Origin of the sequence: Micromonospora sp. NPDC005203, from assembly GCF_042872705.1 — a bacterium.
GTDB lineage: Bacteria > Actinomycetota > Actinomycetes > Mycobacteriales > Micromonosporaceae > Micromonospora.
Genome location: NZ_JBIAKV010000018.1, coordinates 55,068 through 81,144 on the forward strand (window position 1 = coordinate 55,068; position 26,077 = coordinate 81,144).

Consider the following 26,077-nt stretch of genomic DNA (forward strand, 5'->3'; position numbering starts at 1 on the left):
GGGTTCAGCGTGCGGGGCCGGCGCGGCGGGTGGGCGGCACCGGATCGGCGGTGACCACCACGCCGCTGACGCTGTGCGAGATCCACTCCACCTGGGCTCGGCCGACCACCGGCTCCATCTGCCGGCGAAAACGATCCCGTTCCTGCTCGGGCACGAGCGCGGCGGAACGGACCACGATCGCGGCCACCACGTCGTTGAGCTTGACCATCGCCGCCACCACGACAGGCAGCACAAGTACCGCCCACCAGGTGACCAACTCGGCGAGGGCGAGCAGCACGGCCAGCGCGATGGTGCCCTCGAAGAAGAGGAAGCACAGCACGCCACCGGGGTTGACGAACCGCAGGCCGAGGAGTCGGGCGTAGAGCGGCCGGTAACGCTCCTCGTCGACGGCGACAGTGGCCCAGGCCGGACGGTTCGTCCCGGTCACCTGATGCCGCCCTGCCGGGCTGCCGCAACCGAGAAGACCGCCCGCTCCAGGGCGTACGCCCGGTCGTCGGAGCCCCCCTTGACTGCCGCGTTGCACTCGGCGGCGACCTGCATGGCCCGAACCAGGCCCTCCGGTGTCCAGCCGCGCCCCTGTCGCTGGGCCCGCTCGATCTTCCAGGCGGGCATGCCGAGGCTGCTGGCGAGCTGGTACGCGTTACCCCGCCCGGCCGACGCCACCCGGGCGACCGTGCGTACCCCGTCGGCCAGGGCGTCGGCGATGGGCACCGGGTCGACTCCGACATGCAGGGCCCAGCGCAGCGCCTCCAGTGCCCCCGGCACGTCACCGACCATGGTGGCGTCCGCCACCGTGAAGCCGGTCACCTCGACCCGGCCCCGGTAGTAACGGGCGACCGCGTCGGCGCTGATCCGCCCGTCCGTGTCGGCGATCAGTTGGGAGCAGGCGGCGGCCAGCTCGCGCAGGTCGTTGCCGACCGCGGCGATGAGCGCCTCGGCGGCGTCGTCGGTGCACTTCCCGCCGGCTCGGCGGATCTCGTCCCGGACGAAGGCCACCCGGTCGCGGTGTCCCTTGAGCTTGGTCGCCGGGATCACCGTGGCGCCGGCCGCGCGCAGCCCGTCGGCGAACGCCTTGCCCTTGGCGCCGCCCAGGTGCAGCACCAGGAGTTGGACGTCCGGGTCGGGATTCTTGGCGTACGCCAGCAGCGCGGCGACCAGGTCCTTGCGGGCGTCCTGGCCCGAGCGCAGGACCAGCAGCCGCCGCCCGCCGAACAGCGAAGGGCTGAGCATCTCGGCAATCTCGCCGACGGTGAGCGCGCTCGCCTGGTATTCGCGCACGTCCACCTCGGGGTCGACGCCGCGCACCTTCGCGACAGCTTCGGTGACCGCGCGCGTGGCGAGCAACTCCTCGTCACCGAGGACGAGCAGAATGGGGGCGAGGTCGGCGGCGGTCACGCCGCCCATATTCGCACGGCCGGCGTCGGGATCATGCCTGCTCATTCGCTGCTTGGTCGGCGCAGCCCGCACACAGCGCAAATCACGACATCCAAGTCAATTCCCCCTTTCTTTAACAAGTCGCCCGATTAATCGGAGACTCGTTCGTGATCCACCCGGCATCAAGGAGGCCGTGGTGTCGGACCGCCGTTGACACCCCGAGGTCAGCGATCCCGAGTCGATCAGCGAGTGGACGGTCAGCGCGGTTCACTGCCCCCTGCCGGCAGGCACCCCTCGCCGGGCTACCGCGAGACCCTCGCCCGTACGGACCGCAGCCACATCACCGTCCGTGTCGGTGCGCAGCACCCGGGTGCCGCCCCTGTTCAGCCGGGCGAGCAGCCCCGGATTCGGGTGGCCGTAGGTGTTGCCGCTGCCCACCGGCACCAGGGCGACGGCAGGTCTTACCGCGTCGAGGAACGCCGGATCCTGGTACGCCGACCCGTGATGGGCGACCTTCCACACGTCCGCCCGCAACTGGCCGGGCGTGGTCCGCGTCAGCAGCGCGTGCTGCTCCTCGGTCTCCGCGTCACCGGGCAGCAGGATCCGCACTCCACCCACCGTGGCGCGCAACACAAGCGAGTTGTTGTTCGGGTCGGACCTGGTGCCGGCCAGCGGGTACGGGGGGCCGAGCACCAGCAGGTCGACGCCCCCGATCGGGTGACGCGCGCCGGCCACGGTGGTGAGCAGCGCGGCCCGCCCGACAGTCGCCGCCGCCCGGACCAGGTCCCGGCCGCTCTCCGGATCAGTCGAGGACGGCACCAATACGGCGTCCACCCGTCGCCCCCGGAACACCCCGGCCACCCCACCCACGTGGTCGGCGTGGAAGTGGCTGACCACCAGCAGCGGCACCTCGCGTACGCCGAGCCGACGCAAGCAACCGTCCACCGCACCCGGCTCCGGCCCGGCGTCGACCACCACCGCCCGACCGGGGGCGACCGGCAACACCACGGCATCGCCCTGGCCCACCGCGCAGACCACCACGACCCACCCCGGCGGCGGCCAGCCAGCGAACACCAACCGCACCGGAAGCACGCCCAGCACCGAGGCGACGCCGACGACCGCCACCAGCCGGCGCACGAGGGGCCGGCGCATCGCGACCAGCAGCGCGACGGTCACCGCGGTCAGCAGCAGCGCCCCCGGCACGCCGCCGGGCCAGGGCAGGGTGCCGCCCGGCAGCCGGGCGCCCTGGCGGGCGATGACCACCAGCCACCAGGCCGGCCAACTCGCCAGCCACGCGAGGAACTCGGCACCCGGCGGCCAGATCGGTGACACCATCGCCGCGAGCACACCCAGCACGGTCGCGGGCGCGATGGCCGGCACCGCGAGGAGGTTGGCCGGCACCGCGACCAGGCTGACCGTGCCCGAGATGCCGGCGACGACCGGCCCGCAGGCCAGCTGCGCGGCCGCCGGCACGGCCAGCGCCTCCGCCAGGCCGGGCGGCACGCCCCGCCGACGCAGCCCGTCCCGCCAGGGTGCGGCGAGCAGCAGCAGGCCACCGGTGGCCAGCACGGAGAGCGCGAACCCGGGATCCCCGGCCAACTCCGGGTCCACCAGCACCAGCACGGCGACGGCGGCGGCCAACGCGGGCAGCGCGGCGCGGGGACGACCTGCGGCCAGCGCGGCGAGCCCGATCGCCCCCATCGTCGCGGCTCGTACGACGCTCGGTGACGGGCGGACCAGAATGACGAAGCCCACAAGCGCCACCCCGCAGAGCCCGACGGCCAGCCACGGACCGGCCCGCCCCCACCGGGCCAGCAACAACACCGCACCCACCACGATGGCGACATTGCTCCCCGAAACGGCATTGAGGTGTGTCATTCCGGTGGCCTGGAAGTCCTCTTCGACGGAGGGAGGCAGTCGGCTGGTGTCCCCCACGATCAGCCCCGGCAGCAGCCCGCCCGGGTCGTCGGGCAGCGGCGCGCAGGCCCGTTGCAGGCCGGCACGCAGGGTGCCGGCGGCGCGCTGCGGCCAAGAGGACGCGCCGTGCCGCTCGGGCGGGTCGTTGGTGCTGAGCACCGCCGCGGTGAGGTCACCACCGCGGGGGACGCCGAGCCGGCCGTCGGTGGTGACGCGCTGCCCGGGAAGCAGCCCACGCCAGGCCGGGTCGGCGGCAAGCACGAGCAGCCGCACCGACGCGTGGAGTCGTCGACCGTCTGGGCCGGTGAGCCGGATCAGCTCGCTCGGCACCAGCAGCATCCCCGGCCGACCGGCGGAACGGATCGGGCGCGGATCGTCCCGGACCACCACCTCGGCGGTGACCAGCGCGCGCTGCTCGGCCAGGGCACGGATCGGCGGAGCGTCCCGGATGGCGAGCCGGGCTGCGGTGGCCGCCCCCGCGCAGACCACACCGAGGCCGACCGCGACGGCGATCCAGCCGTAACGGCGCGCGGTGGCCCGCGGGCGGCCGAGGCGATCGAGCAGGTGCAGGGCGGCGCACGTGGTCAGGATGGCCGCGACCCCGGCCACCAGCAGAAGCGAGCGGGTGCCGAGATGCAGGCCGGCGAGCGCGGTGAGCCAGGCGGCCACGGCCAGCCCGGCAAGCCGCAGATCCGGTGGCGAGGTCTGGTTGTCGGCACCGCTCACGGAGCCGTCCGGCGGCGACGGGTTGCCGGTGACGGGGCGGCGGTTCACACCGACACCAGGTCCTTGAGCTGCTCGTACCGTGCGTCGCCGATCCCGTCGACCTGACGCAGGTCACCGACGGCCTTGAACCCGCCGTGTCGGTCCCGGTGGTCGAGGATGCGCTGGGCGAGCACCGGCCCGACGCCGGGCAGCGCGTCGAGCTGCGCCAGTGTGGCGGTGTTGAGGTTCAGTGGTCCGGTGGCCGGTGTCGCACCGCCCGCCGCCGGGCCGCCCGGCACCGGCGGCGGCGTCAGCCCGACCACGATCAGCTCGCCGTCGGTGACCTTGCGGGCGGGATTGAGCAGCGCCACGTCGACCCCGGGCAGTGGGCCGCCGGCCGCCTGCACCGCGTCGGCGAGCCGGGACCCGGCCGGCAACCGCACCAACCCGGGCCTGCGGACCTTGCCGGCGACCGCCACCACCAGCTCACCGGAGCCGGACGCGCTGGGGTCGCCCGCCGGAGTGACCGCTACGGCCTCGCTGCCCAGCGGCGCGACCGGCTCGGCGTGCGGCCGGGACCGCCAGGCCCATCCGGCGGCGGCCAGCACCACCACCGCCGCGACGACAGCCAGCGCCCGCACACCGCGTCGCCCTGGATCGAACGCGCCGGGCCCGGACAGCCGCGGGGCCACCGGGCCTTCCGCGGCAAGGGGTACGGCCGCGTCCGGCTCCGCCATCGGTGCCCCGGCCCGGGGTGGCAGCACCCCAGCCGGAGGTACGCCCACGAGCGTTGCCCCGGCCAGGGATGACGACACGTCCAGCGGCGCGTCCGTCAGCCGGCGCAGGCGCTGGCGTACCTCGGTCTCCTCGTCGTGTGACACAGGGCGACGCTATGGCGACGGCGAAGGCGGTGGGGTGTGGCGGCGCCGTCCTGTGGATAACCAACGCCACTGTGGACAACTCCCTGATCAAGCACAGATCTGCTAACGGTCTCAGCAGGTGGGCCCCCGCCGGGCTGCGCAGCCACCGCACGGGCCATCGAAACCGCTCGCGGCTCGGTAGGGAGGCTGACGGCCGACGGGTTGCTACAGCCCTCAGTGCCCCGGGTACGCCGTCTCAGTCGGGCATTGCCATTGCATGGCTCGCCGCCAGGCTCAGGAGCCGTTGTCGGTCGGCGTCCGGGTCGAACGCGTCCCGCAGCGAGATGTCCCGGCTGGCCCGGGTGACTGGCTGGTCGAGTGCCGGGACGTCAAGGCCGCTACGGCGGACCAGCACAAGTGCCGTGGACAGATACCCCTCGATCATGGACTTGAGGATGGGGTGGTTTGTCGACAGGTACCGCGCGGTCAGGACGTCGACGAACGCCGCGAAGGTGTCCGGGGCGATCTGGTACTCATCCCGGCCGACATCCGGTCCGACACCCGATGGGCACCCGGCAACCGGCACCATCGCTTCGGTCATGCGGAAGAACAACTGCGCCACAGTGTTGGACGGGTTCCACAGCACCAGATCACCGACCTGAAAACACTTGCTCACCGCACCATGATCGCAGCTGGCCGAAGTGACCGGTCACCGTCCCAGCAGTCGGGGAGCATCATCGTGAGCAGTGATTTCGCGTTCTGGAAGGTCGGCGTGGGCGACCCCGGCGAGATCTACGACGGCTTGGCTGACGGCGAGACCGACGTCCTCCAACCGCACCCCGACGTCACCTGCTTCCGAGGTGAGCTGTTGTCGCGCTGGCCCGATCTGGTGGACGTCCTCGAACCGACCGAACACGACCTTGTCGACGCGCCCGACGACGCGGCGAGGTACGTGCTACGCACCCTTCCGGTAAGGATGCTCGGCCATCTCGACGACATCTACGAGCTGGCTCGGCAGCACGGACTACGCGGCTACAGCGGGGTGGCCGACGAATCGTGCTAAGGCGTGAATCGATGTGAGTGGTGATCGGACAGGCGGCAGGGTCTCCGGCAGGCGGCTGGTGATGTGTCGTAGCGGCGGACGCGGCATCGTCCAGTTCCCCCAGCCGTGTTCCGGGCCGTCCTCACCTAGACTTGGCCGCATGCGGCAGGCGCTGAAGGACCTGACCTTCTCCGAGCATTCCGAGTGGTTCGGCCTGGGCCCGCTGGCGCTCGCCGTCCTGGCCGGCATCCACGCGTTCGTAGCCGACGAGCACTTCGCCCGGTGGGCCTGGACCACCATCGCCGTACTCATGCTGATCGCCTGCGCCGCCTACCTCATCTGGACCAGAAAGAGGCGGTCCTGAGGCCCGGTGTGGAGGGCAGTCACAGGCACGGACCGTAGGGCGGGTGGTGCCGGCCCGGTGGACTAGGCACCAGGGCCGACACCCTCCTCGACGAGCGGGTGCGCCGCCGCCGACCTCGGTCACTACAGGTACGGCCGGGTGATGATCTCGATCGCGTGGCCCGCCGGATCGAAGAAGTAGAAGCCCCGCCCACCGTGCTCGGTGTTGGTCTCCCCCTCCCGCTTCAACCGCGGGTCGGCCCAGTACGTGATGCCGCGTCCCTCGACGAACGACAGGCACCGCACGAACATCTCGTCATCGACGAGGAACGCGTAGTGCTGCATCTGGATGTCCACCGGCGGCTCGGCGAACTGGAGCAGCACACCCTCGTCCAGCAGGACGTTGACGAACGGCCCCCACGACGGCGCTTCGGGCAGCTCGAACAGCTCCCGGTAGAACGCGGCCGAGACGCTCTTGTCCTTGCTGGCGATGATGGTGTGGTTGAACGTGACTGTCATCCGTACCGTCTTCTTCCCGGTCGATCCGAAGACCCGACCGGAAGCTCACAGCGCTCGCCCAGCCACCAACGACAAAACCCCCGAGGGCACCGACGCCCCGGATCCCGCACGAGCGACGCACACATCGCGTCGATCTCGGCGTGGTGGCTGAAGTAGCCAGAACCTCCCGGGGGTAGGCCCACGTTGTGGGCAGTCGTTGCGTCCGCGGCACTCCAGGCACCCGCCTGCCCGCCACGGTGTGTCGAGCGCCCGAGTCCACTGAGCATCCAAGGCCCGCTTCGCGATGAACAGCTCCGTCGCCCGAAGGGGGCCCCGCAGAGGCGCAAGTCCTCCGCCCGTTACGACCCGGCTACAGGGCAGCCCGTAGCGCCGCCGCGATCTGGACGACATCCAGCTCGACGACGACTTCCTGACCGTCCCGCACACCTCGTGATCTGATCGCGAGGCCGATGAGAGCCAACTCGGCGGCGTCGTCCCGCAGCTCGTACTCTGCGCGGCTCTCCTCGCCGATCCCACCTGGCTCCTCGCGATCCCAGGCAGCGACCGCCGATTCAGCCAGCGACCGCGGCAGCCGCACGCTGATTCGACTGATCTGCTGATCAAGTCGAGCCCCGATCGCCGCCAGCACGGCCCGGTCCTCCTGATACCTCACGTACTGCCCACGATCCTCCACGATCGCCGAGGGTAGCCAGGCTCAACCGGGTGACCGATCCCGCAGCCGGTAACGAATGCGATCACCGCACCAAGGCTCCCGCAGGGGGTCAGCGGGCCTCCGGGTCGAGGCCGAGCACGGCCCGTCCCCCGTCCACCGGCAGGACCACCCCGTTGACGAAGCTCGCCGCAGGTGACAGCAGGTACGCGACGGCTTCGGCCACCTCGTCGGCCCGCCCGATGCGGCCCACCGGGTGCAGCCGGGTCAGTTCGGCGTCGATCCACTCTGCCTGGGAGGGTTCCTGCGCTGCCAGGAATTCGGTGTGCCGTTCGGTGGCGATCGACCCGAGCGCGACCGCGTTGGCGCGGATGCCGTGCTTCCCGTACTCGACGGCCAGTGCCCGGGTCAGCCCCTCCACGGCGGCCTTCGCCGTCGCGTACGGCAGGGCGCCGGACACGGGCCGGCGGGCCTGGTGCGACGAGACGTTGACGATCGCGCCGCCGGCGGCGCGGGCCAGGAACCGGCGGACGGCCACCGCCGCGCCCACCACGGCCGGGCGCAGGTTCAGCCCGATCAGGTCCAGGACCGTGTCGGCTGACGCGGAGTGCAGCGCGGCGTCGCGGAACACCGCCGCGTTGTTCACCCAGCCGGTCAGCGGCGCCGCGCGTTCGGCCAACTCGGCGGCGTGCTCGGCCACCCGCTCGTCGCCGGCGTCGCCGAACACCGCGACGAGCCGGTCGGCGGCCGGGTGCCCGGCCAACCAGTCGGCCGCGTCGGCGTCGCGCTCCAACACCACGACTGTGGCACCGGTCGCCACCAGACGTTCCACCACGGCCCGACCGACGCCGCGACCACCGCCGGTCACCACACACGAGGTGAGCACCGCTCAGCGCCCCGGTCGGCGGTGGACGACCACGCAGGCCAGCCCCGGGCCGGCATGCGCGCCGACGACCGCGCCCGCCTCGGAGACGTACGTGTCGTGCAGCCGCGCACCGAGCCGTTCGGTAAGCGCGGTCCGCAGCGCCTCGGCCCGTTGCGGCGCGGCCAGGTGGTGCACCCCGAGATCCACGTCGTCGTCCCCGGCCGCCTCGACGGCCAGGTCCACGAGCCGGGCCACTCCCCGGCTGGCGGTGCGGACCTTCTCGCGCAGCACGATCGCCCCGTCCGGCATGTGCATGATCGGCTTGACGGACAGGGCGGTGCCGAACAGCGCCTCGGCCGCGTTGATCCGGCCGCCCCGGCGGAGAAACTCCAGCGTGTCGACGTAGAAGTAGACGTCGGTGCGGGCGACCGCGGCGAGCGCCGCGTCGCGTACCCCGGCGAGGTCGACGCCGCCCTCGGCGGCGGTGGCGGCCGCGATGGCCGGGAAGCCCAGCCCCATGCCGGCGGAACGGCTGTCCACGACCTCGACCCGGCCGTCCAGGTCGGCCGCAGCCAGGCGCGCGGCCTCAACCGTGCCGGAGAGCGCGGCGGAGAGGTGCACCGAGACGATTCCGTCCGCGCCGGCGTCGAGCAGTTGACGGTACGTCCGGGCGAACTGGTCGGGCGCCGGGCGGGAGGTGGTGGCCGTGACCCGCCGGGCGCTCAGCGCCACGGTGGCATCGGCCGGCTGGGTTTCCACCCCCTCCAGCCCCTCCGCGCCGTTGAGCACGACCGTCAGCGGGACCACGGTCAGCCGGTGCGCCTGCAACAGCTCAGGCGGAAGATAGGCGGTGGAGTCGATGACGACCGCGACGGGCATGCTCGGCACGCTAGCCGATCGAGAGCCCCGACGCCGAAGCGCGAGCGCTCAGATCGCGTCGATGGTGACCGGCGCGGTGACCAGGCCGACGTTGTGCGCCCGCAACTGCCAGCCACGGGCGTCCTGCGGACGTCCGATGGTCGGCGCGCGGTCGTCGTGCCGTAGCTCGCTCCAGTGGCAGTTGGCCAGGGAACCGATGGTGCGCAGCACGCCGGTGTCCCAGCCGAGCAGGTGCCCGATGCCCTGCCGGGAGCCGCCACCGTGGGTGGCGATCACCACAGTGCCGCCGGGTGCCGCGTCGGCTGCTTCCCGCAACGCGGTGCCGACTCGCTCGCCGAGGTCGTGCAGGGGCTCCAGATCCGCGCCCGGATCGGGGTCGCCGGCCCGCCAGCGGGCGTACTCCTCGGGGAAACGCTCGGCGACCTCGGTGAGGTGCAGACCCTGCCACTGACCGAAGTGCCGCTCGCGCAGCCGGGCGTCGGTGCGAACCGGAAGCCCCGTCAACGCGGCGAGCGCGGCGGCGGTCTCCACGGCGCGGCTCAGGTCGCTGGCCACGATGGCGTCGGGCCGCAGCGCCGCGAGCAGCGGCGCGGCGGCGCGGGCCTGGTCGCGACCCAGCTCATTGAGGGGTACGTCGGTCTGTCCCTGGACACGGTTGGCGGCGTTCCAGTCGGTGTTGCCGTGCCGCCAGACGATCAGTCGGGTCATTCGGCGGCGGCGGACCCGCTGGCGTCGGCCTCGACCAGGTCGCGATCGACGAACGGGATGGTGGGGCAGTCCTTCCAGAGGCGGTCGAGCGCGTAGAACTCGCGCTCCTCCGTGTGCTGGACGTGCACCACGATGTCGACGTAGTCGAGCAGCACCCAGCGGCCACCACGCTCACCCTCGCGCCGGACCGGCTTGGCCTTGTCCGGCAGCTCGAGCAGGCTCGCCTCGATGGCGTCCACGATGGCCAGCACCTGACGCTCGTTGGGGGCAGCGGCGAGCACGAACGCGTCGGTGATGGCGAGCTGGTCGCCGACGTCGATGATCGTGATGTCCTGCGCCTTCTTGTCAGCGGCGGCCTGCGCGGCCGCCATTGCCAGCTCGTGGGCGCGTTCGGAAACTGTCACCGTTCTCCTTCGATCAAGCGTGCGATCCTCCAAGCGTCTCATACCCGGCGACGCCCCGACCGTGCAGTTCTGGTCGGTTAAATGCACAAAACCGCCGGAATCCGGCGTGGTCAGCGCTGATAGAGGCTCCGCTTGGCGATGTACTGCACCACACCGTCGGGCACCAAATACCAGACCGGCTCACCCCGGGCCACCCGGGCGCGGCAGTCGGTCGACGAGATGGACATCGCGGGCACCTGGATCAGGCTGACGGTGTCCGCCGGAAGGTGCTTGTCGGTCAGCGGAAAGCCGGGCCGCGTCACCCCGACGAAATGGGCCAGCTCGAAGATCTCGTCCAGATCCTTCCAGGACAGGATCCGTTGCAGGGCGTCCGCGCCGGTGATGAAGAACAGCTGCACCTTGGGGCCGTACTCGGCCTGGAGGTCGCGCAGCGTGTCGACGGTGTAGGTCGGCCCGCCGCGGTCGATGTCGACCCGACTGACCTGGAAGCGGGGGTTGGAGGCGGTGGCGATGACCGTCATCAGGTAGCGGTCCTCGGCCGGGCTGACCGGCTCGTCGGCCTTCTGCCACGGCTGGCCGGTGGGGACGAAGACCACCTCGTCCAGGCCGAACCGGTCCGCCACCTCACTGGCCGCGACGAGGTGACCGTGGTGGATCGGGTCGAAGGTGCCACCCATGATCCCGATCCGCCGGATATCTTCCTCCACCCGATGATCGTAGGCCGACCGCCAGGCCAGTCAGCCCCGGCCCGGGTGAGGGCCTCGCCACGTCCCGGCTGAACGCCCACCCCGGCCGAGCGCCCCACCCCGGCCGAGCGCCCCACCCCGGCCGAGCGCCCCACCCCGGCCGAGCGCCCACCCCGGCCGAGCGCCCACCCTGACCCGGGTGAGGTCCTCGCCGACCCGGGCGCCCACCCCGGCCCGGCTGAGCGCCCGCCCCGGCCCGCCGGGATACCGCGACATGCCGGAATCGGCCCCCCCGACGGCGGTGGTCAACTCGCGTTTCAGGAAATCGGTGCGTCAGACCGGCCTTGACACCCCGACCTTAAGAAAACCGAGTCGATCACCACGCGCGGGGCCGCGGCGCGGTGATCGAGGCGCGCGGCCACGGCACGCGCAAGGTCACGGCACGCCCAAGGTCACGGCACGCCCAAGGTCACGGCACGCGCAAGGTCACGGCACGCCCAAGGTCAGGGCACGCCCAAGGTCAGGGCACGCCCAAGGTCAGGGCACGCGCGGGCTCGCGAGGGATTACTCGTGTGCATATACTTGTAGACGAGTAATTGGAAGCGAGCGAGCCTGGAGGGCATCGTGCCGAAGCGGCGAAAGGTCAGCAATCTGCTGGCGTTGGCCGTGCTGTCCGCCCTGGTCCAGCGGCCGATGCACCCGTACGAGATCGCTACCGCACTGCGCGCCTGGGGCAAGGACCAGGACATGGAGTTCAAGTGGGGATCCTTCTACACGGTGATCCGCAACCTGGACAAACACCACCTGATCGACGCGATGGAGAGTGTTCGCGAGGGCCGACGCCCGGAACGCACCGTCTACCGGATCACCGACGCGGGACGGGCCGAGCTGGTCGACTGGGCCCGCGAGCTGGTTTCCACCCCGATGCCGGAGCATCCCCGCTTCCGGGCCGGGTTGTCCGTCCTCGCCGCGCTGCATCCCGACGAGGCCACCGACCTGCTCCGTCAGCGGCTCGACCTGCTCGACGACGCGCTTCGGCGGGACCGCGAGACGCTCGACGCGCACCTGCGGGAGATCCCGCGGCTGTTCCTGGTGGAGTCGGAGTACGACCTGGCCCTGCGGGCGGCGGAGGCGACCTGGCTGCGTGCCCTGCTCGCCGAGCTGACGTCGGGCAGCTATCCGGGGCTGGACACCTGGCGGGCCTTCCACGAGACCGGCGAGATGCCGGCCGAGCTGACCGGGCTGGCTGAGAGGACCAGCACCCCGACCGCGGAGACCACCGACTGACAAACGGCTCCGGCGGGGTGCGCCAACACCCCGCCGGAGCCCTTACCTCGAACCGACACCTGGGAAGGCACCCGGCCCGAAGCGGCAACCAGAGGATAGCCGGGCTCCCTCCCAGGTCGGTTCGCACGCGCACGAACCGAGCACACCCAGGGAGAGACCATGACCACGGTACGAACCGCGATCGTCATCGGCGGCGGCATCGCCGGACCGGTGACGGCGCTCGCGCTGCGCCGAGCCGGCATCACCGCCACCGTCTACGAGGCGTACCCCGCCACGGCCAGCGGGGTCGGCGGCATCGGCGGCACCCTCGCCCTCGCGCCCAACGGCGTGGCGGCCCTGCGCCTGGTCGGCGCGGACGAGGCGGTGACGGCGGCCGCCACCCCGATCGAGCGCAGCGCGATGGCCGTGGGCCGTCGCCGCATCGACCTGCCCACGCTGGCCGGGGTGCCGCCGCTGCGGGTGGTGCATCGGGCCGAGCTGCACCGGGCGCTACACGAGCGGGCGGTCGCCGAGGGCGTCTCGTTCGCGTACGGCAAACGGCTCGTCGACGCCCAGCAGAGCGACAGCGGCGTGACGGCCCGGTTCGAGGACGGCAGCACCGCCACCGCCGACATCCTCGTCGGCGCGGACGGCATCCGGTCCACGGTCCGCGGACTCATCGACCCGGCCGCGCCCGGCCCCCGGTTCACCGGGCTGCTCAGCTTCGAGGCGGTCGCCCGGCACGAGGTGGACGTCGAGCCGGGCACGATGACGTTCGCGTTCGGGCAACGGGGCTACTACCTGTACTGGCCGGAGCCCGGCGGCGGCACCCGGTGGGGCGCCAACCTGCCGCAGCAGCGGCCGATGAGCCTCGTCGAGGCCCGTGCGGTGCCGGCGCGACAGTGGTGGGAAACGCTGCGTACCAGCTACGGCGACGACGACCCGGGCCGGGAGCTGATGGCGACGAGCGACGCCGACGGGCTCCAGGTGGCCGGCTCGTTGCAGATCATGCCGCCCGTGCCGCACTGGCACCGGGGCCGGATGGTGCTGGTCGGCGACGCGGTGCACGCACCGTCGAACAGCTCCGGGCAGGGTGCCTCGCTGGCCATCGAGAGCGCGGTGCAGCTCGCCCGCTGCCTTCGGGACCTGCCGGACGTGGCGGCGGCGTTCGACGCGTACGTGCGGCTGCGCCGGGCCAGGGTGGAGAAGGTCGCCGCCCGCGCGGCCCGGATCAACCACGCCAAGGCGCCGGGGCCGGTCGCCCGGACGCTGATGCCGCTGCTGATGCCGCTGATGGTACGCACGGTGATGGACCCGGAGAAGACCACCGCCCACGAGCAGCGTTACGTCATCGAGTGGGACACCCCGGTCACGACGGAGCTCGCGCTGCGCTGAGCTACGGCTGCACGGTAGCCCTTGCTGATCGACTCGGGGTCCGGGACATCGGGGTGTCGAACCGTCCCGGACCCCGCGATATTCGTGAAGTCGAGTGGATCACGCGCCGCGAGGCGCGAGACACGGCCACCCGCCACCCCGCGCCCGCCCCTACGCCGCCGCGGCCGCCACCGCCGTGCGGGCGACCAGCGCGCGGCGCAGGTCGTCGTCGGAGTCGGTGACCACCCGACGCAGGCCGGGAGTCAGGTCATCGCGGGCCAGCAGCGCCGCGGCCGCCTCCCGGGTCGGCTGCGCCACGGCGTAGCGGGGAAACGCCAGCTTCGCGACCCGGTCGGCCGTCCACGGAGTACGTCGCCGCGCGGACGCCGGCATGTCGGTGAAGTACCGCTCGACGTACGCGGCGGTCAGCTCGACCTGCTCGGGCTGCCAGAACCCCTCGGCGGTCGCCTCCAGCAGTCGATTGGACAGCTCGGCGTCCCGCACGATGATGTCCCAGGCCGTCTTCTTCGCGACCGGGTCGGGCAGGGCGGCCCGGCAGCGGGCGGCCCGTTCCGCGCCCGTGGAACTGTTGTCGGCGGCTACCTCGACGGCGATTTCCGCCTCGCTGGCGGCACCCAGCACCACCAACCGGTGCAGCACCGCCCAGCGCAGTTCCGCGTCAACCCGCAGCCCGGCCGGCACGTCCCGGCCGGCGAGCCAGCCGACGAGCAGGTCCGCGTCGGTGGTCGCGGCGATCCACCCCCGCGCGGCGGCCAACTGCAAGGACTCTCCCGCCGGCGCGCTGTCGAGCAGCCGCTGGCACGCCCCGGCGATCCGGGCCAGCGCCGTGGACCGGGCCAGTGGGTCGAGGTAGCGGTCCACCAACGACCTGCTGAGCGTGAGCACGTCCTCCGCGATGATCACTTCGGTCTCGGTGGGCAGCGCGGCGGCCATCAGGTCGACCAGGCCGATGACGGGCCGCTCCCCGTCGGTCGCCGCGTCCAGTGCCTCGCCCCAGAGGAGCGCGCGGGTGAGCGGGTCGGCCAGGCGGGGCAGCAGCAGCGCGACCGCCTCCGCCGACGCCGGGTCGAGGCGGACCTTGGCGTAGGTGAGGTCACCGTCGTTGAGCAGCAACAGCCGGGCCGCCGGTGTGCCGGCCAACGCCGCCAGCACGGTCCGGCCACCGTCGGCCGCGGGGTCGATGACGAGGTCGTCGCGGTGCACCGTGCCGTCCGCCGCGTAGCGGCCCACGCCCATCCGGTGCGGGCGCAGCACCGGGTGGGACTCCGGCGCGGTCTGCACCACGGCCACGTCGGTGTAGCGGCCGTCGGCGTCGACGGTGACCTCGGCGCGCAGGGTGTTGACCTGCGGTTGTCGCAACCACACGTCGGCCCAAGCGGACAGGTCCCGGCCGCTGGCGGTGGAGAGGCTGACCAGCAGGTCGGCGAGCGTGGCGTTGCCGAAGCGGTGCTCGGCGAAGTGCGCGTTCAGGCCGGCGAGGAACGCCTCGTCGCCGAGCCACGCGACCAGTTGCCGCAGCACGCTGGCACCCTTGGCGTACGAGATGCCGTCGAAGTTGAGCAGGCCCTCGTCGGCGTCGGCCACCTCCGGCGGGGCGACCGGGTGGGTGGAGGGCCGCTGGTCGGCCGCGTATCCCCAGGCCTTGCGGCGCATGGCGAAGGTCGTCCAGGCCTGGTCGAAACGGGTCGCCTCGGCGGTGACCCGGGTGCCCAGGTATTCCGCGAAGGACTCGTTCAACCACAGGTCGTCCCACCAGCGCATGGTGACCAGGTCGCCGAACCACATGTGCGCCATCTCGTGCGCGATCGTGGTGGCCCGCGCCTCCCGCTGGGTGTCGGTGACCGCCGAGCGGAACACGTAGTCGTCGCGGAAGGTGACGATGCCCGGGTTTTCCATGGCGCCGGCGTTGAACTCCGGCACGAACGCCTGGTCGTACTTGCCGAACGGGTAGCGCTCGGTGAAGAGCTGGTGGAACCGGTCCAGGCACTGCCGGGTGACGGTGAAGATCTCATCGGCGTCGGCGTCCAGGTGCTCGGCCAGCGACCGGCGACAGTAGATGCCCAGCGGCACGCCGTCGTGCTCGGCCCGCCGCACGTGGTAGGGACCGGCGATCAGCGAGAAGAAGTACGTGGCCAGCGGCGCGCTGGGGGCGAACTCCCACCTACCCGGGGCCGGCGTGGCAGCCACCTCGGCGTTGCTGGAGACCGTCCACTCCGGCGGCGCGGTCACCGACAGGATGACGGGAGCCTTGAGGTCGGGCTGGTCGAACGCGGCGAAGATGCGCTGCACGTTGTCGAGAAAGCTCACCGCGTAGAGGTAGGTCTCGCCGTCGGCCGGGTCGACGAAGCGGTGCATCCCCTCACCCGCGTTGGAGTACGCCATCTCCGCCTCGACGACGAGCGTGTTGTCCGCGCCGAGGTCGGTGAGCGGCAGCCGGTTGTCGGTCAGCAGGTCGGCGTCGAGGTCGCGGTCGTTGAGGCGTACCGCGAGCAGTCTGGCGGGCTTGAGTTCGGCGAAGGTCGCGGTGCCGGGAGTGGCCCGGAACCGGATCTCGACATGCGAGCGGAACAACTCCGCGCCGACGGTCAGGTCGAGGTCCACCTGATAGGACTCGACAGTAATCGCCGCGCCACGCGCGGTCGCCTCTACACGGGTCAGGCTCGGCATCCGCTTATCCTGCCCGATGGGGATCGACTCACGGTCACCACACGACCCTCGGCACTGGAGGAAAGAACAATGGCGCAGCACCCCAAGGGCGACTTCGACCTCTCGCGGGCGGTCTGGCAGCGGGCCGAGGGGGACACCTCCGACAGCGCCGTCGAGGTCGCCTTCGTCGACGACCTGATCGGAATGCGCAACTCGGCCGAGCCCGAGGGGCCGGTGCTGGTCTTCACCCAGGCCGAGTGGGACGCGTTCGTGGCCGGCGCGCAGGACGGTGAGTTCGACCTGGACTGATCGCGCCGACAGGTGTGCGGTGGCCGCCAACCCGGGACGGGTGAGCCGGGTTGGCGGTCAGCCACGGACGGGGCCGTCGCCGTCGCCCCAGCCGAGACCGCCGGGCCCCGGGGCGTGGTGGAAGCCCGGATGACCGGCCACGTCGACGCATCGTTCGCCGTCCGGGCCGACCGCACCGCAGAACAGCCGCTCGGCCCGCTGCCAGGCGTCGGCCGGCGACAGGGCCGCCGCGCCGAGCGCCACCTCCGGGCGGAGCAGGGTCAACGCCTCCGCGTACGCCACCGCCAACTCGCGGGCCTCGACCACGGTGGGCGCGGTGAAGCCCAGGTGCACGGTGAAGAATCGGTGCGGCCGATCGGGCCGTCGAGGCGGCCCGATCAGAGGCCGCCCGTCCCGGCCGCCGCCCAGTGCCCGGACCGTCCGCCGCTGCCGCCAGTGCGGCGATGTGTTGTCGCGCATCCGCCCTCCCCGTGGTTGCCCCACCAGCAGCAAACCAAATTCCAACGCTCCTGGGAGGGGCCAGCCGGCGTGCCGTCGGCGCGGGGATTCAGCGGCGGCGACGGGGGTACCCGCATCCGGCCCGGCGGTGGCCGGCCGCACCCGCCCGTGAGGAGACCCGATGGCGACCATGCCGGCTGACCGCAGCCCGGACAGCACCCTCGCCCTGCTCCGCGCCGGCTACCGGTTCATCGGCGAACGCTGCGAGCGGTACGGCAGCGACGTCTTCCAGACCCGGATCCTGCTCGCCCCGACCATCTGCCTGCGCGGCCGGCCGGCGGCGATGGTGTTCTACGACAACGAACGCTTCCAACGGGCGACCGCCATGCCCCTGCGGGTGCAGCGGACCCTCACCGGGCGGCGGGGCGTGCAGGGGCTGGACGGCCCGGAGCACGCCGACCGCAAGGCCATGTTCATGTCGATCATGACGCCGACCGCCATCCGGCACCTCGGCCAACTCTTCGACGACGAGTGGCGGGCCCGGATTCCCGCCTGGGAGGCCGCCGGGCGGCTGCCGCTCTACGACGAGCTGGGCCGCCTGCTGACCAGGGTGGTCTGCGCCTGGGCCGGGGTGCCGCTGCCCACGTCGCAGGTCGAGCGACGCGCCGTCGACCTGCACGCGATGATCGAAGGGCCGGCGGTGGTCGGCCGCCGGCACTGGCGGGGACGACTCGCCCGGCACCGCGCCGAACGCTGGCTCGCCGGCCTCATCGAACGCACCCGGGTCGGTCTCTTCCCAGCGCCGTCCGGGAGCGCCCTGGCCGTCATCGCCGAGCACCGGGACCGGCGGGGCCAACTCCTCCCCCGGCGGATCGCGGCGGTGGAGTTGCTCAACGTGCTGCGGCCGGTGGTCGCCGTGGACCAGTACATCGCGTTCGCGGCGCTCGCCCTGCACGACCATCCGAGCTGGCGGGACCGGGTCCGCGACGACGACCAGGCCACCGGGAACTTCGTCCAGGAGGTACGCCGCTACTACCCGTTCTTCCCGATCGCGGCGGCCCGGGTCAAGCACTCCTTCGACTGGCGGGGCCACCACTTTCCCCGGGGCCGGCGGGTGTTGCTCGACCTGTACGGCACCAACCACCACCCCGCCCTCTGGCCGCAACCGGAGTTGTTCCGCCCGGAACGGTTCGCCGGACGACGCGTGGACCCGTTCGAGCTGATCCCACAGGGCGGCGGTGACCACTGGGCCGGGCACCGGTGCGCGGGCGAGTGGATCACCATCGACCTGATGAAACGGGCGGTCGCCAACCTGACCGGCGCCATGCGCTACGACGTACCCGTCCAGGGCCTGGCCCTGGACCTGCACCGGATGCCGGCGCTGCCGCCCCTCGGCCTGACCCTGAACAACATCCGCCGCACCGACTGACCTCCGCGGTGACACCGAGCACCGCCATCTCGTGCCGTTGCTGGCCCGCTCGCCTCCTCCACCCGGACCTCCGGGGATGGACGGCTCGTGCGGCAGCACTGCCCGGCGGCGGCAGTCGGAACAACACTTCTGTTTGACCGGCGGGAATGCGGGCAGGTGCTGCTCAGCCGCCGGTTCACAGTTGTCCCGCGCAAGGAGGCACGCCGATGTCGTTGTCCAGCCCACCTGGTGACGCCCGGCGCGGCGCGCGCCGGAGGGGGTTCGAACACGACCGCGCCAGCACGTCGTCGGTCCGACTGCCGATGACGTACGTGCTGCCGCTGCGCTGGCACGCCGACACCGGCCTGACCGAGTTGACCCGCTACCTGCGGTGGCTGGCCGACCGGGTCAACGTGATCGTGGTCGACGGCTCCGCACCGGACCTGTTCGCGCGGCACGCCGACGCCTGGCGAGGGCTGGTCCGGCACCTTCCGCCCGACGCCAGCGCCCCCGGGCTCAACGGCAAGGTGCTCGGCGTACGCACCGGCGTGCGCGCGGCGGGCCACGAGCACGTGGTGATCGCCGACGACGACGTCCGCTACGACGAGGCCGCTCTGACCGCCGTGCACCGGCTGCTGGACCGGGTCGACCTGGTACGACCGCAGAACTACTTCGACCCGCTGCCCTGGCACGCCTGGTGGGACACCGGCCGGACACTGCTCAACCGAGCGCTCGGGGATGACTACCCGGGCACCCTCGCGGTGCGGCGCAGCACCTTCCTCGCCATGGGTGGGTACGACCCGGACGTGCTCTTCGAGAACCTGGAGCTGATCCGCACCGTGCGCGGGCACGGCGGTGTCGAGGCCAAGCCGGCCTGGTTGTACGTCCGCCGACTGCCGCCGGATGCCGCGCACTTCCGTGGTCAGCGGATCCGTCAGGCGTACGACGATCTGGCCCAGCCGGCTCGCCTGCTGACCGCGCTCGCGGTCCTGCCGGGGCTGGCGGCGGCCGTCGCGGCGCGCCGGCCCCGGCTGCTGCTCGGCGCGGCGGCCGGGGCGGTCGCGCTGGCCGAGGCGGGCCGCCGGCGCGCCGGCGGGGACCGGGTGTTTCCGCCGACCACGGCCCTGGCGGCCCCGCTCTGGCTGGTGGAGCGCGGGGTGTGCGGTTGGCTGGCGGTAGCCCAGCGGGTCCTGCTCGGCGGCGTCCGCTACGGCGACGCCCAGATCCGCCGAGCCGCCAATCCCGCCCCGCACCGCCCGTTGACCCGCGCGATCTTGCACTTTCGGTCGCGACAATACGGACCTTAATACGACAAACACCCGACCGAAACTGCAAGATCGGCGGGGCGGGTGGGGTGGGGTGGGGTGGGGTGGGGTGGGGTGGGGTGGGGTGGGGTGGGGTGGGGTGGGTGGGGTGGGACGCGACAGCTCGCGGTCACCGAGGTGGCCGCGAGCTGTCGGGATCGGGCTGGGGTCAGGGGCTGACCTGGTGCCGGGCCTGCTGGGCCTGGTCCTTGACGTCGTGCGCGGCCGACCTGCTGTCGTCCTTGACCGCGTGCACGGCGTCCTGGGCGGTGGACCTCACCGACTGGGCGGCCTGCTGGGCGGGCTCGCGCAGCTCCTCCTTGAGCTCGCTGGCCACCTCCCCCAGCTTGTCCTTCACCGCACCGGTGTGCTCCCCGACCCGCTCCTTCAGCTGGGTCGCGGCCTGCTGCTCGCGGCGGGAGGCCGGGATCAGCGAGGAGGCCAGCCAGCCGACGCCGAACGCGATCAAACCGGCGGCGAGAGGGTTGCCCTGGGACTTCTGCCGGATCACCCGCGGCGCGCTGTGCGCGGCGTCGCTGACAGTGGTCGCCGCCGAGTGCGCGGCGTCGCTGACGCTGGACGCCGCCGACGAGGCGCGGTCGCCCACCGAGTGAGCCGCCTGGCCGGTGCCGTGGCCGAGGTCAGACGCGGTTCCCATGACCTTGTCCCTCACATTCTGCAGAGCGGATCGGGCCTGCTGCTTGCGGTCGTCGACGATGCGGCTGGGGCTGACCTTGTACGCCAGCGCGTCCACATCGGAGCTGAGGCTGTTACGGGTGGCTTCGATCTCCCGGCGGATCTGATCGGGATCGGTGCTCATTGGGTGACTCCCTCCGGGTGCGGCTTGAGCGCGTCGGGGATCCGCTGCACGCTGTCGTTCGTCTGCTTGAGCCCGCGGACGTGTTGGGCGTTCTTCTTCGCCATGGAGTAGAGGACGGCACCGATCGCGGCCCAGACGACGGCCACGATCAGTGCGGCCAGGCCGGAGTCCATGACGTTGTCCAGGAGCTGCCACACGGCGATGGACACGAAGAGCGCCACCATGTAGCCGCCGAAGCCGGCCCCGCCGAAGAGCCCGGCGGCCTTGCCGGCCTTCTTGCCCTCCTGGCGGATCTCGGCCTTGGCCAGCTCGACCTCCTGACGCATCAGCGTCGACAGGTCGGTGGTGACCTGACGCATCAGGTCACCCAGCGAGCTGCCCTTCACCTCCGCAGCGGTGTGCGGGGCACCCGCGTCGGGTTGGTATCCGGAGCCCAGGCCGGACCCCTGCGTCGGCGTGGTCATGCCGTCGCCTCCCTCTGGATGACTCGTTGGCTCACGGACGGGGGGTGCCGCTGGACGGAACGCCCGGCAGCGGGTCGGTCTGCTGTACCGGCGGCAGCGGCTGGCCGGTGCCGGAGTAATCCGGGGAGCCGTCCCGGCTCGGGTCGGCATAGCCGCCGGGCGTCGGGTCCGCATAGCCGCCGGGCGTAGGGTCCGCATAGCCGCCGGGCGTAGGGTCCGCATAGCCGCCGGGCGTAGGGTCCGCATAGCCGCCGGGCGTCGGGTCCGCATAGCCGCCGGAGGTCGGCTCGGTGCGCGTGCCGGGGGTCGGGTCGAGGTAGCCGCCCGGCGGGACGGCGTCCGGCACCGCGCGGGGCGCCGGCGGCGGCGTCGGGATGACGGCGGTCTGCTCCGGGTCGTACGCCCCCGCACCCCGGTAGGTCGAGGATCCGTTGCCGGAGTCGTGGCCGGCGGCGGAGACGCTTCGGGTCAGCCGACCGGCCAACACACCGAGAACGGCCGCGCCGACCAGGAAGGTGCCGGGATTGCGCCGGGCGTAGTCGCGTACCTCGGTGAGCAGGTCGCCGGGCTCGCGCTGCTCCAGCCAGCCGGCGACGCCGTGCACCCGGTCGGCGGCCTGGCGGGCCAGCTCGGTCACCGGGCCGGCCTGACCACCCTGCTCGGCCATCGAACGCATCTCGTCGGCAAGCGAGCGCAGTCCACCGGCGGCCCGACGCTGCTGCTCACCGGCCTGGCTGGCGAGTTGGGTGCGAGTCTCGCCGTACAGGTTGCGAGCCTGCCGGGCCGCCTCGCGGCCGACCTCGGTGCCCTGTTCCTTCGCGGTCTGCGCGACCGCGCCGCCAGCCTGCGCGGCTTCGGAGCCGACCTGGCGCACCTGGTCGCGAACGCCACCGCCGTTCGTCGACTCCTGCCCGTACGTGGAAGACGTGGGTGAAAGATCGTAAGACATGATTTCCCTTCCGCTCAGAAAGTCGTCGCGGTTGTGCTGGGGGATACGGCGTGTTGCCGCCGCCGCTGACCATTCACCTACCCTGCGTTTCGGCTTCCATACCTCTTCGTGCATTTCTCTGCGCGACCCACCGGTTGGTCTTCAAAATGGAGGATCGTCGGGCTGCGTCATGTCGCCGCTGCGGACAGTGCGGTTCGCGAGGGCCGGCAGAGCCACGAAAGGGGGCAGCGATGGCACGAGACGTGCGAGGTGGCCGACGGCCGGCTCCCCGACCCCGGGTCCAGGTGGCCGCGCTGGTCGTGGCCGGGGTCTTCCTGCTGATCGGCGTTCTCGGCTTCGTTCCCGGCGTCACCACCGACTACGGCGAGCTGAGATTCGCCGGACACCACTCGGACGCGCGACTGCTCGGGCTGTTCCAGGTGTCGATCCTGCACAACGCGGTGCACCTGCTCTACGGGCTGGTGGGCCTGGTGCTGGCGCGCAGCGTCGCCGGCGCCCGGGTGTTCCTGGCCGCCGGCGGTGCGAGCTATCTCGCGCTCTGGCTGTACGGCCTGGCCATCGAGGCCGTCGACCCGGAGAGCGGGGCGAACATCCTGCCGGTGAACGACGCCGACAACTGGCTGCACCTCGCACTCGGCTTCGGGATGCTCGCGCTCGGGCTGCTGCTGTCGAACCAGGCAGGCACCGGCGGACGCCTGGACAACCCGGCCGATCGGCACTGAGCAGGAGCTTTGCGCGGTGAGCTCGTCGCGCGCCAGCCCGGGCGCGTAGGCGTCAGGCCGCGACCGGCAGCCGCTTCGCGAAACAGATGCTGTACGGGTTGCCCACGTACTCGCCGTAGACCGGGATCTGGTCATAGCCGGACGAGGTGTAGAGCGCGATCGCGGCCGGCAGGTAGGTGCCGGTCTCCAGGCAGACCACCGACTGCCCCTGCCGGAACGCACACTCCTCCAGCGCGGCAAGCAGTTGACGGGCGATGCCCCGACCCCGGTAGGCGGGCCGGACGTACATTCGTTTGATCTCACCGGTGCCGGCATCGATCGACTGGAGCCCGCCACAGGCGACCGCCCGACCGTGCACCACCGCCGCCAGGTAGCGGACGTCGTCGTGGGGGACGAAGACCTGCCCATCCAACCCACCATCGGCTGTACGCAGCTCACGCTGCTGCGCGATGAGCAGGGCGGCGATCTCCGGATCGATGACGGGCCGAGACTCGATCAGCATCACCCCACGCTAGGACGGGTGGATTTCGCGAAGGTTTCCGGAAATCAACCCGATCACAGAGCGCAACGGACTACTCGTCGTCGTACTCGTCGTCGTCGAGATCGTCGGACGAGTCCGCACCCACCTCGTCCGATCGCACCCGGCGGGCCTTGCGGGCGGCGAGCCGGTCGGCCGCGGAGAGCCGGTTCGACTTCTCCTCCAGCCGGACGTCGGTGCCCCGGTTGCCGGGTACGAAGTCCACGCCGGCGTAGAGCGTCGGCTTCCAGTCGAACTCGCGCTCGCCGATCCGGACCAGATCACCCGGCGCCGCGCCGGCCTTGGCCAGCTTGTCCTCCACCCCGAGCCGGGCGAGCCGGTCAGCGAGGTAGCCGACCGCCTCGTCGTTGTCGAAGTTGGTCTGCTTGACCCAGCGCTCCGGCCGGACACCGCGAACGGTGAACGAGCCGTCCGCTTCGGCGGTGATGGTGAAGCCGTCGTCGTCCACCGCGATCGGCCGGATCACGATCCGGGTCGGCTCGGCGGGCGGCGCGGCCTTACGCTGCGCCTCGACCAGATCGGCCATCGCGTAGGTGAGCTCCTTGAGCCCCTCCCGGGTGGCCGCGGAGACCTCGAACACCCGGTAGCCGCGCGCCTCCAGGTCGGGGCGCACGATCTCGGCGAGGTCCCGACCGTCCGGCACGTCGACCTTGTTCACGGCGACCATCCGTGGGCGGTCGCTCAGCCCACCGTACTGGCTCAGCTCGGCCTCGATGGCGTCGATGTCGGCGACCGGGTCACGACCGGGCTCCAGGGTCGCCGAGTCGATGACGTGCACCAGCACGGCGCAGCGCTCGATGTGCCGCAGGAACTCCAGGCCCAGCCCCTTGCCGCTGGCCGCGCCGGGGATCAGACCGGGCACGTCGGCGACGGTGAAGGTGTGGTTGTCCATCCGGACCACGCCGAGGTTGGGCACGAGGGTGGTGAACGGGTAGTCGGCGATCTTCGGCTTCGCGGCGGAGATCACCGAGATCAGCGACGACTTGCCGGCCGACGGGAAGCCCACCAGGCCCACGTCAGCGACGCTCTTGAGCTCCAGCACGACGTCCAACTGGTCACCGGGCTCCCCCAGCTCGGCGAAGCCCGGCGCCTTGCGCTTGGCGTTGGCGAGCGACGCGTTGCCCCGCCCGCCGCGGCCGCCCCGAGCCACCTCGAAGGTGGTGCCGGCGCCGACCATGTCGGCCAGCACGGTGCCGTCGGTGGCCTGCACCACCGTGCCGTTTGGCACCTTCAGCAGCAGGGTGCGGCCGTTGGCGCCGTCCCGGTTCGACCCGGCGCCGCCCTTGCCGTTGTCGGCCTTGACGTGCGGGTGGAAGTGAAAGTCGAGCAGGGTGGTGACCTGCGGGTCGACGACCAGGGACACGCTGCCGCCGTGTCCGCCGTTACCGCCGTCCGGCCCACCGAAGGGCTTGAACTTCTCGCGGTGGATCGAGGCACAGCCGTGCCCGCCATCGCCGGCCTGCAGGTGCAGAACGACCCGGTCAACGAACGTTGCCACGGCGTCAATCCTTCCAGCGAGGTCCGACCCCGCACTTCGTGAAAAAGGCTAAGCGGGCCGGGACCCGGAGGTCCGCGGCCCGCTTGAGCGAAGAGAACTACTGCTGCGGAACGATGCTGACGGTCTTACGACCGCGCTTGGTGCCGAACAGGACCGCACCGGCCGACAGCGCGAACAGCGTGTCGTCGCCGCCACGGCCGACCAGGTCACCGGGGTGGAACTTGGTGCCACGCTGCCGGATGAGGATCTCACCGGCGCTGACAACCTGACCACCGAAGCGCTTCACGCCGAGTCGCTGGGCCGCGGAATCGCGACCGTTACGCGAGCTGGACGCACCCTTTTTGTGAGCCATTGGAGGACGACCTACTTCCCGCTGGAGATGCCGGTCACCTTGACCTGGGTCAACGGCTGGCGGTGACCCTGGCGCTTGTGGTAGCCGGTCTTGTTCTTGAACTTGTGAATCCGGATCTTCGGGCCCTTGGTGTGCGCGGCGATTTCGCCGGACACCGCGACCTCGGCAAGCTTCGCCGCGTCGGTCACCAGGTCGTCACCGTCGACGAGGAGCACCGCGGTGAGCTTCACCGCGTCACCGGGGGCACCGGTGAGCTTCTCGACCTCGATCACGTCGCCCTCGGCGACCTTGTACTGCTTGCCGCCGGTCTTGACGATCGCGTACATCGGAGGCGGACTCCCTGTCGTTGAGGCTGCTGGCGGTCGTCCCCGCGGCGGCTCGCCGGGTAGCAGTGCACGGCGGCGCGGGCACACGGGAACTCGGCACACCAAAGGTGGGCCGCAGGCAAGAGTACGCCATTGCCGGCCCGGACCCCAAACCGGCCTGCCCCGGTCAGCGCGCGCAGAGCTCGTCGAGGCGCTGCTGGAGCCTGTCGAGTTCGGTCTCGTCGATGGACTCGACGTCGGCGCCGAGCGCCGCGACCTCGCTGCCGAGATCGGTGAGCAGGGTCTTGAGCTGCGGATCTGTGGCCCGCCCGGCCTGTTTCCGCAGCTCACTCCGCCAGCCGGCCAACGCCCCCTCGGCCCGTACGCGGGCAGCCTCGGCCGTGCCGCTGTCCCCGGCGCCCACCGCCGCGACCATCTGGCCCAGCTCAGCCACATACGTCTGGACGGCGGTGGTGCTGGCCTGCTGGGCGGCGACACAGACCTGCGTGGCGCCGCCCGCCGCGGCACCACTGGCCGGAATGCCGCTCGGCCCGGAGGCCGTGCCACCGGTGGTCACGCCGGCCGAACCGGACCCCACGCCCCCCGGCCGGTCGGCGGCACAGCCGGACACGTCGAAGAGCACAGTGACAAGCGCGATGAGGGCGAGCAGACGACGCATCCTCTTCTCCTGACCAGGGACTGTCGATCCTGGG

At 72.0% G+C, this 26,077-nt stretch carries 31 protein-coding genes; 8 read left to right on the plus strand and 23 right to left on the minus strand.

Annotated features, from left to right (window positions below):
• Positions 1 to 4: 4 nt before the first annotated feature.
• The 5 genes from ACFYPM_RS29105 to ACFYPM_RS29125 all read right to left on the minus strand — a co-directional run bounded on the left by ACFYPM_RS29105 (position 5) and on the right by ACFYPM_RS29125 (position 5,532).
• Positions 5 to 427, minus strand: a complete 423-nt coding sequence (locus tag ACFYPM_RS29105) for a hypothetical protein (RefSeq protein WP_387203549.1) — start codon at positions 425 to 427, stop codon at positions 5 to 7.
• Positions 424 to 1,404 carry a DNA polymerase III subunit delta gene (gene holA, locus ACFYPM_RS29110; protein ID WP_387203669.1) on the minus strand — a complete coding sequence of 327 codons (981 nt, stop codon included), beginning with the start codon at positions 1,402 to 1,404 and terminating at the stop codon, positions 424 to 426. The genes ACFYPM_RS29105 and holA overlap by 4 nt, the downstream gene beginning before the upstream one ends.
• A gap of 237 nt (positions 1,405 to 1,641) precedes the next feature.
• The gene (locus ACFYPM_RS29115; RefSeq protein ID WP_387203672.1) at positions 1,642 to 4,017 is read right to left on the minus strand and encodes a ComEC/Rec2 family competence protein; all 2,376 of its coding nucleotides are present in this window, start codon (positions 4,015 to 4,017) and stop codon (positions 1,642 to 1,644) included.
• 44 nt (positions 4,018 to 4,061) lie between these two features.
• The gene (locus ACFYPM_RS29120) at positions 4,062 to 4,877 is read right to left on the minus strand and encodes a helix-hairpin-helix domain-containing protein (protein WP_387203552.1); all 816 of its coding nucleotides are present in this window, start codon (positions 4,875 to 4,877) and stop codon (positions 4,062 to 4,064) included.
• Positions 4,878 to 5,112: 235 nt separating this feature from the next.
• Positions 5,113 to 5,532 carry a DUF6086 family protein gene (locus ACFYPM_RS29125; RefSeq protein ID WP_387203555.1) on the minus strand — a complete coding sequence of 140 codons (420 nt, stop codon included), beginning with the start codon at positions 5,530 to 5,532 and terminating at the stop codon, positions 5,113 to 5,115.
• A gap of 63 nt (positions 5,533 to 5,595) precedes the next feature.
• Here ACFYPM_RS29125 and ACFYPM_RS29130 point away from each other — a divergent pair, with 63 nt between their 5' ends.
• Both ACFYPM_RS29130 and ACFYPM_RS29135 read left to right on the plus strand, forming a co-directional pair.
• Positions 5,596 to 5,919: a hypothetical protein gene (locus ACFYPM_RS29130; RefSeq protein WP_387203558.1), complete on the plus strand. Its 324-nt coding sequence runs from the start codon at positions 5,596 to 5,598 to the stop codon at positions 5,917 to 5,919.
• Between the two features lie 139 nt (positions 5,920 to 6,058).
• Complete coding sequence (locus tag ACFYPM_RS29135; RefSeq protein WP_387203561.1) at positions 6,059 to 6,262, plus strand: hypothetical protein; 204 nt, start codon at positions 6,059 to 6,061, stop codon at positions 6,260 to 6,262.
• Positions 6,263 to 6,384: 122 nt separating this feature from the next.
• Here ACFYPM_RS29135 and ACFYPM_RS29140 read toward each other — a convergent pair whose 3' ends face one another.
• The 8 genes from ACFYPM_RS29140 to ACFYPM_RS29175 form a co-directional block, all read right to left on the minus strand.
• Positions 6,385 to 6,759, minus strand: coding sequence for a VOC family protein (locus tag ACFYPM_RS29140; RefSeq protein WP_387203563.1), 375 nt, complete (start codon positions 6,757 to 6,759; stop codon positions 6,385 to 6,387).
• A 349-nt stretch (positions 6,760 to 7,108) separates the two neighbouring features.
• Positions 7,109 to 7,387, minus strand: coding sequence for a hypothetical protein (locus ACFYPM_RS29145; protein ID WP_387203566.1), 279 nt, complete (start codon positions 7,385 to 7,387; stop codon positions 7,109 to 7,111).
• Between the two features lie 133 nt (positions 7,388 to 7,520).
• Positions 7,521 to 8,276 carry an SDR family NAD(P)-dependent oxidoreductase gene (locus ACFYPM_RS29150; RefSeq protein ID WP_387203569.1) on the minus strand — a complete coding sequence of 252 codons (756 nt, stop codon included), beginning with the start codon at positions 8,274 to 8,276 and terminating at the stop codon, positions 7,521 to 7,523.
• Between the two features lie 21 nt (positions 8,277 to 8,297).
• A complete protein-coding gene (locus ACFYPM_RS29155; protein WP_357378491.1) occupies positions 8,298 to 9,152 on the minus strand; it encodes a DegV family protein in 855 nt (284 codons plus the stop codon).
• Positions 9,153 to 9,200: 48 nt separating this feature from the next.
• A complete protein-coding gene (locus ACFYPM_RS29160; RefSeq protein WP_387203572.1) occupies positions 9,201 to 9,860 on the minus strand; it encodes a histidine phosphatase family protein in 660 nt (219 codons plus the stop codon).
• The gene (rsfS, locus tag ACFYPM_RS29165) at positions 9,857 to 10,264 is read right to left on the minus strand and encodes a ribosome silencing factor (RefSeq protein WP_387203575.1); all 408 of its coding nucleotides are present in this window, start codon (positions 10,262 to 10,264) and stop codon (positions 9,857 to 9,859) included. The genes ACFYPM_RS29160 and rsfS overlap by 4 nt, the downstream gene beginning before the upstream one ends.
• Before the next feature lie 110 nt (positions 10,265 to 10,374).
• Positions 10,375 to 10,971 (minus strand): nicotinate-nucleotide adenylyltransferase, encoded by a 597-nt coding sequence (gene nadD, locus ACFYPM_RS29170; protein ID WP_387203577.1) that lies wholly within the window; start codon positions 10,969 to 10,971, stop codon positions 10,375 to 10,377.
• 30 nt (positions 10,972 to 11,001) lie between these two features.
• Positions 11,002 to 11,226, minus strand: a complete 225-nt coding sequence (locus ACFYPM_RS29175) for a hypothetical protein (protein ID WP_387203580.1) — start codon at positions 11,224 to 11,226, stop codon at positions 11,002 to 11,004.
• Between the two features lie 348 nt (positions 11,227 to 11,574).
• Between ACFYPM_RS29175 and ACFYPM_RS29180 the strand changes: the two genes are divergently transcribed.
• Positions 11,575 to 12,237 (plus strand): PadR family transcriptional regulator, encoded by a 663-nt coding sequence (locus tag ACFYPM_RS29180; protein WP_387203583.1) that lies wholly within the window; start codon positions 11,575 to 11,577, stop codon positions 12,235 to 12,237.
• A gap of 159 nt (positions 12,238 to 12,396) precedes the next feature.
• Entirely contained in the window at positions 12,397 to 13,611 is a 1,215-nt protein-coding gene (locus tag ACFYPM_RS29185) for an FAD-dependent oxidoreductase (protein ID WP_387203586.1), read from the plus strand.
• A 150-nt stretch (positions 13,612 to 13,761) separates the two neighbouring features.
• Here ACFYPM_RS29185 and pepN read toward each other — a convergent pair whose 3' ends face one another.
• Positions 13,762 to 16,278, minus strand: a complete 2,517-nt coding sequence (pepN, locus tag ACFYPM_RS29190) for an aminopeptidase N (RefSeq protein WP_387203589.1) — start codon at positions 16,276 to 16,278, stop codon at positions 13,762 to 13,764.
• A 69-nt stretch (positions 16,279 to 16,347) separates the two neighbouring features.
• On the opposite strand from pepN, the gene ACFYPM_RS29195 reads away from it, so the two are divergent.
• The gene (locus ACFYPM_RS29195) at positions 16,348 to 16,566 is read left to right on the plus strand and encodes a DUF397 domain-containing protein (RefSeq protein ID WP_030491749.1); all 219 of its coding nucleotides are present in this window, start codon (positions 16,348 to 16,350) and stop codon (positions 16,564 to 16,566) included.
• A gap of 57 nt (positions 16,567 to 16,623) precedes the next feature.
• On the opposite strand, the gene ACFYPM_RS29200 is transcribed toward ACFYPM_RS29195, so the two are convergent.
• A complete protein-coding gene (locus ACFYPM_RS29200; RefSeq protein WP_387203592.1) occupies positions 16,624 to 17,025 on the minus strand; it encodes a hypothetical protein in 402 nt (133 codons plus the stop codon).
• Positions 17,026 to 17,185: 160 nt separating this feature from the next.
• On the opposite strand from ACFYPM_RS29200, the gene ACFYPM_RS29205 reads away from it, so the two are divergent.
• Together ACFYPM_RS29205 and ACFYPM_RS29210 are read left to right on the plus strand one after the other, a co-directional pair.
• Positions 17,186 to 18,433, plus strand: a complete 1,248-nt coding sequence (locus ACFYPM_RS29205; RefSeq protein WP_387203595.1) for a cytochrome P450 — start codon at positions 17,186 to 17,188, stop codon at positions 18,431 to 18,433.
• A 206-nt stretch (positions 18,434 to 18,639) separates the two neighbouring features.
• On the plus strand, positions 18,640 to 19,719 hold the full coding sequence (locus tag ACFYPM_RS29210) for a glycosyltransferase (protein ID WP_387203598.1): 1,080 nt from the start codon (positions 18,640 to 18,642) through the stop codon (positions 19,717 to 19,719).
• Positions 19,720 to 19,885: 166 nt separating this feature from the next.
• Here the strand turns inward: ACFYPM_RS29210 and ACFYPM_RS29215 are convergent, their stop codons facing one another.
• From ACFYPM_RS29215 to ACFYPM_RS29225, 3 genes are read right to left on the minus strand one after another with little or no spacing between them, the layout of a single operon-like run.
• Positions 19,886 to 20,536, minus strand: coding sequence for a DUF3618 domain-containing protein (locus ACFYPM_RS29215; RefSeq protein ID WP_387203601.1), 651 nt, complete (start codon positions 20,534 to 20,536; stop codon positions 19,886 to 19,888).
• Positions 20,533 to 21,000, minus strand: coding sequence for a phage holin family protein (locus ACFYPM_RS29220; protein WP_387203604.1), 468 nt, complete (start codon positions 20,998 to 21,000; stop codon positions 20,533 to 20,535). Before ACFYPM_RS29220 ends, ACFYPM_RS29215 begins: the two co-directional genes overlap by 4 nt.
• A gap of 31 nt (positions 21,001 to 21,031) precedes the next feature.
• Entirely contained in the window at positions 21,032 to 21,949 is a 918-nt protein-coding gene (locus ACFYPM_RS29225) for a hypothetical protein (protein WP_387203607.1), read from the minus strand.
• A gap of 230 nt (positions 21,950 to 22,179) precedes the next feature.
• Between ACFYPM_RS29225 and ACFYPM_RS29230 the strand changes: the two genes are divergently transcribed.
• Positions 22,180 to 22,671, plus strand: a complete 492-nt coding sequence (locus ACFYPM_RS29230) for a DUF4383 domain-containing protein (RefSeq protein WP_387203610.1) — start codon at positions 22,180 to 22,182, stop codon at positions 22,669 to 22,671.
• Positions 22,672 to 22,723: 52 nt separating this feature from the next.
• Here the strand turns inward: ACFYPM_RS29230 and ACFYPM_RS29235 are convergent, their stop codons facing one another.
• The 5 genes from ACFYPM_RS29235 to ACFYPM_RS29255 all read right to left on the minus strand — a co-directional run bounded on the left by ACFYPM_RS29235 (position 22,724) and on the right by ACFYPM_RS29255 (position 26,043).
• A complete protein-coding gene (locus ACFYPM_RS29235; protein ID WP_387203613.1) occupies positions 22,724 to 23,173 on the minus strand; it encodes a GNAT family N-acetyltransferase in 450 nt (149 codons plus the stop codon).
• 70 nt (positions 23,174 to 23,243) lie between these two features.
• Complete coding sequence (gene obgE, locus ACFYPM_RS29240) at positions 23,244 to 24,707, minus strand: GTPase ObgE (protein WP_387203616.1); 1,464 nt, start codon at positions 24,705 to 24,707, stop codon at positions 23,244 to 23,246.
• A 97-nt stretch (positions 24,708 to 24,804) separates the two neighbouring features.
• The gene (rpmA, locus tag ACFYPM_RS29245) at positions 24,805 to 25,059 is read right to left on the minus strand and encodes a 50S ribosomal protein L27 (RefSeq protein WP_074313740.1); all 255 of its coding nucleotides are present in this window, start codon (positions 25,057 to 25,059) and stop codon (positions 24,805 to 24,807) included.
• 11 nt (positions 25,060 to 25,070) lie between these two features.
• A complete protein-coding gene (gene rplU, locus ACFYPM_RS29250) occupies positions 25,071 to 25,385 on the minus strand; it encodes a 50S ribosomal protein L21 (protein ID WP_007464063.1) in 315 nt (104 codons plus the stop codon).
• A 166-nt stretch (positions 25,386 to 25,551) separates the two neighbouring features.
• Positions 25,552 to 26,043, minus strand: coding sequence for a hypothetical protein (locus ACFYPM_RS29255; RefSeq protein WP_387203620.1), 492 nt, complete (start codon positions 26,041 to 26,043; stop codon positions 25,552 to 25,554).
• Positions 26,044 to 26,077: the final 34 nt, after the last annotated feature.

Coding starts and splice junctions, on each gene's coding strand:
- ACFYPM_RS29225 (WP_387203607.1), bottom strand. CDS start 21,949: ATGTCTTACGATCTTTCACCCACGTCTTCCACGTACGGGCAGGAGTCG.
- ACFYPM_RS29140 (WP_387203563.1), bottom strand. CDS start 6,759: ATGACAGTCACGTTCAACCACACCATCATCGCCAGCAAGGACAAGAGC.
- ACFYPM_RS29230 (WP_387203610.1), top strand. CDS start 22,180: ATGGCACGAGACGTGCGAGGTGGCCGACGGCCGGCTCCCCGACCCCGG.
- ACFYPM_RS29155 (WP_357378491.1), bottom strand. CDS start 9,152: ATGCCCGTCGCGGTCGTCATCGACTCCACCGCCTATCTTCCGCCTGAG.
- rplU (WP_007464063.1), bottom strand. CDS start 25,385: ATGTACGCGATCGTCAAGACCGGCGGCAAGCAGTACAAGGTCGCCGAG.
- ACFYPM_RS29235 (WP_387203613.1), bottom strand. CDS start 23,173: ATGCTGATCGAGTCTCGGCCCGTCATCGATCCGGAGATCGCCGCCCTG.
- ACFYPM_RS29210 (WP_387203598.1), top strand. CDS start 18,640: ATGTCGTTGTCCAGCCCACCTGGTGACGCCCGGCGCGGCGCGCGCCGG.
- ACFYPM_RS29185 (WP_387203586.1), top strand. CDS start 12,397: ATGACCACGGTACGAACCGCGATCGTCATCGGCGGCGGCATCGCCGGA.
- ACFYPM_RS29195 (WP_030491749.1), top strand. CDS start 16,348: ATGGCGCAGCACCCCAAGGGCGACTTCGACCTCTCGCGGGCGGTCTGG.
- ACFYPM_RS29160 (WP_387203572.1), bottom strand. CDS start 9,860: ATGACCCGACTGATCGTCTGGCGGCACGGCAACACCGACTGGAACGCC.
- ACFYPM_RS29215 (WP_387203601.1), bottom strand. CDS start 20,536: ATGAGCACCGATCCCGATCAGATCCGCCGGGAGATCGAAGCCACCCGT.
- holA (WP_387203669.1), bottom strand. CDS start 1,404: ATGGGCGGCGTGACCGCCGCCGACCTCGCCCCCATTCTGCTCGTCCTC.
- ACFYPM_RS29205 (WP_387203595.1), top strand. CDS start 17,186: ATGGCGACCATGCCGGCTGACCGCAGCCCGGACAGCACCCTCGCCCTG.
- ACFYPM_RS29175 (WP_387203580.1), bottom strand. CDS start 11,226: ATGTCGCGGTATCCCGGCGGGCCGGGGCGGGCGCTCAGCCGGGCCGGG.
- ACFYPM_RS29135 (WP_387203561.1), top strand. CDS start 6,059: ATGCGGCAGGCGCTGAAGGACCTGACCTTCTCCGAGCATTCCGAGTGG.
- ACFYPM_RS29200 (WP_387203592.1), bottom strand. CDS start 17,025: ATGCGCGACAACACATCGCCGCACTGGCGGCAGCGGCGGACGGTCCGG.
- rpmA (WP_074313740.1), bottom strand. CDS start 25,059: ATGGCTCACAAAAAGGGTGCGTCCAGCTCGCGTAACGGTCGCGATTCC.
- pepN (WP_387203589.1), bottom strand. CDS start 16,278: ATGCCGAGCCTGACCCGTGTAGAGGCGACCGCGCGTGGCGCGGCGATT.
- ACFYPM_RS29255 (WP_387203620.1), bottom strand. CDS start 26,043: ATGCGTCGTCTGCTCGCCCTCATCGCGCTTGTCACTGTGCTCTTCGAC.
- ACFYPM_RS29220 (WP_387203604.1), bottom strand. CDS start 21,000: ATGACCACGCCGACGCAGGGGTCCGGCCTGGGCTCCGGATACCAACCC.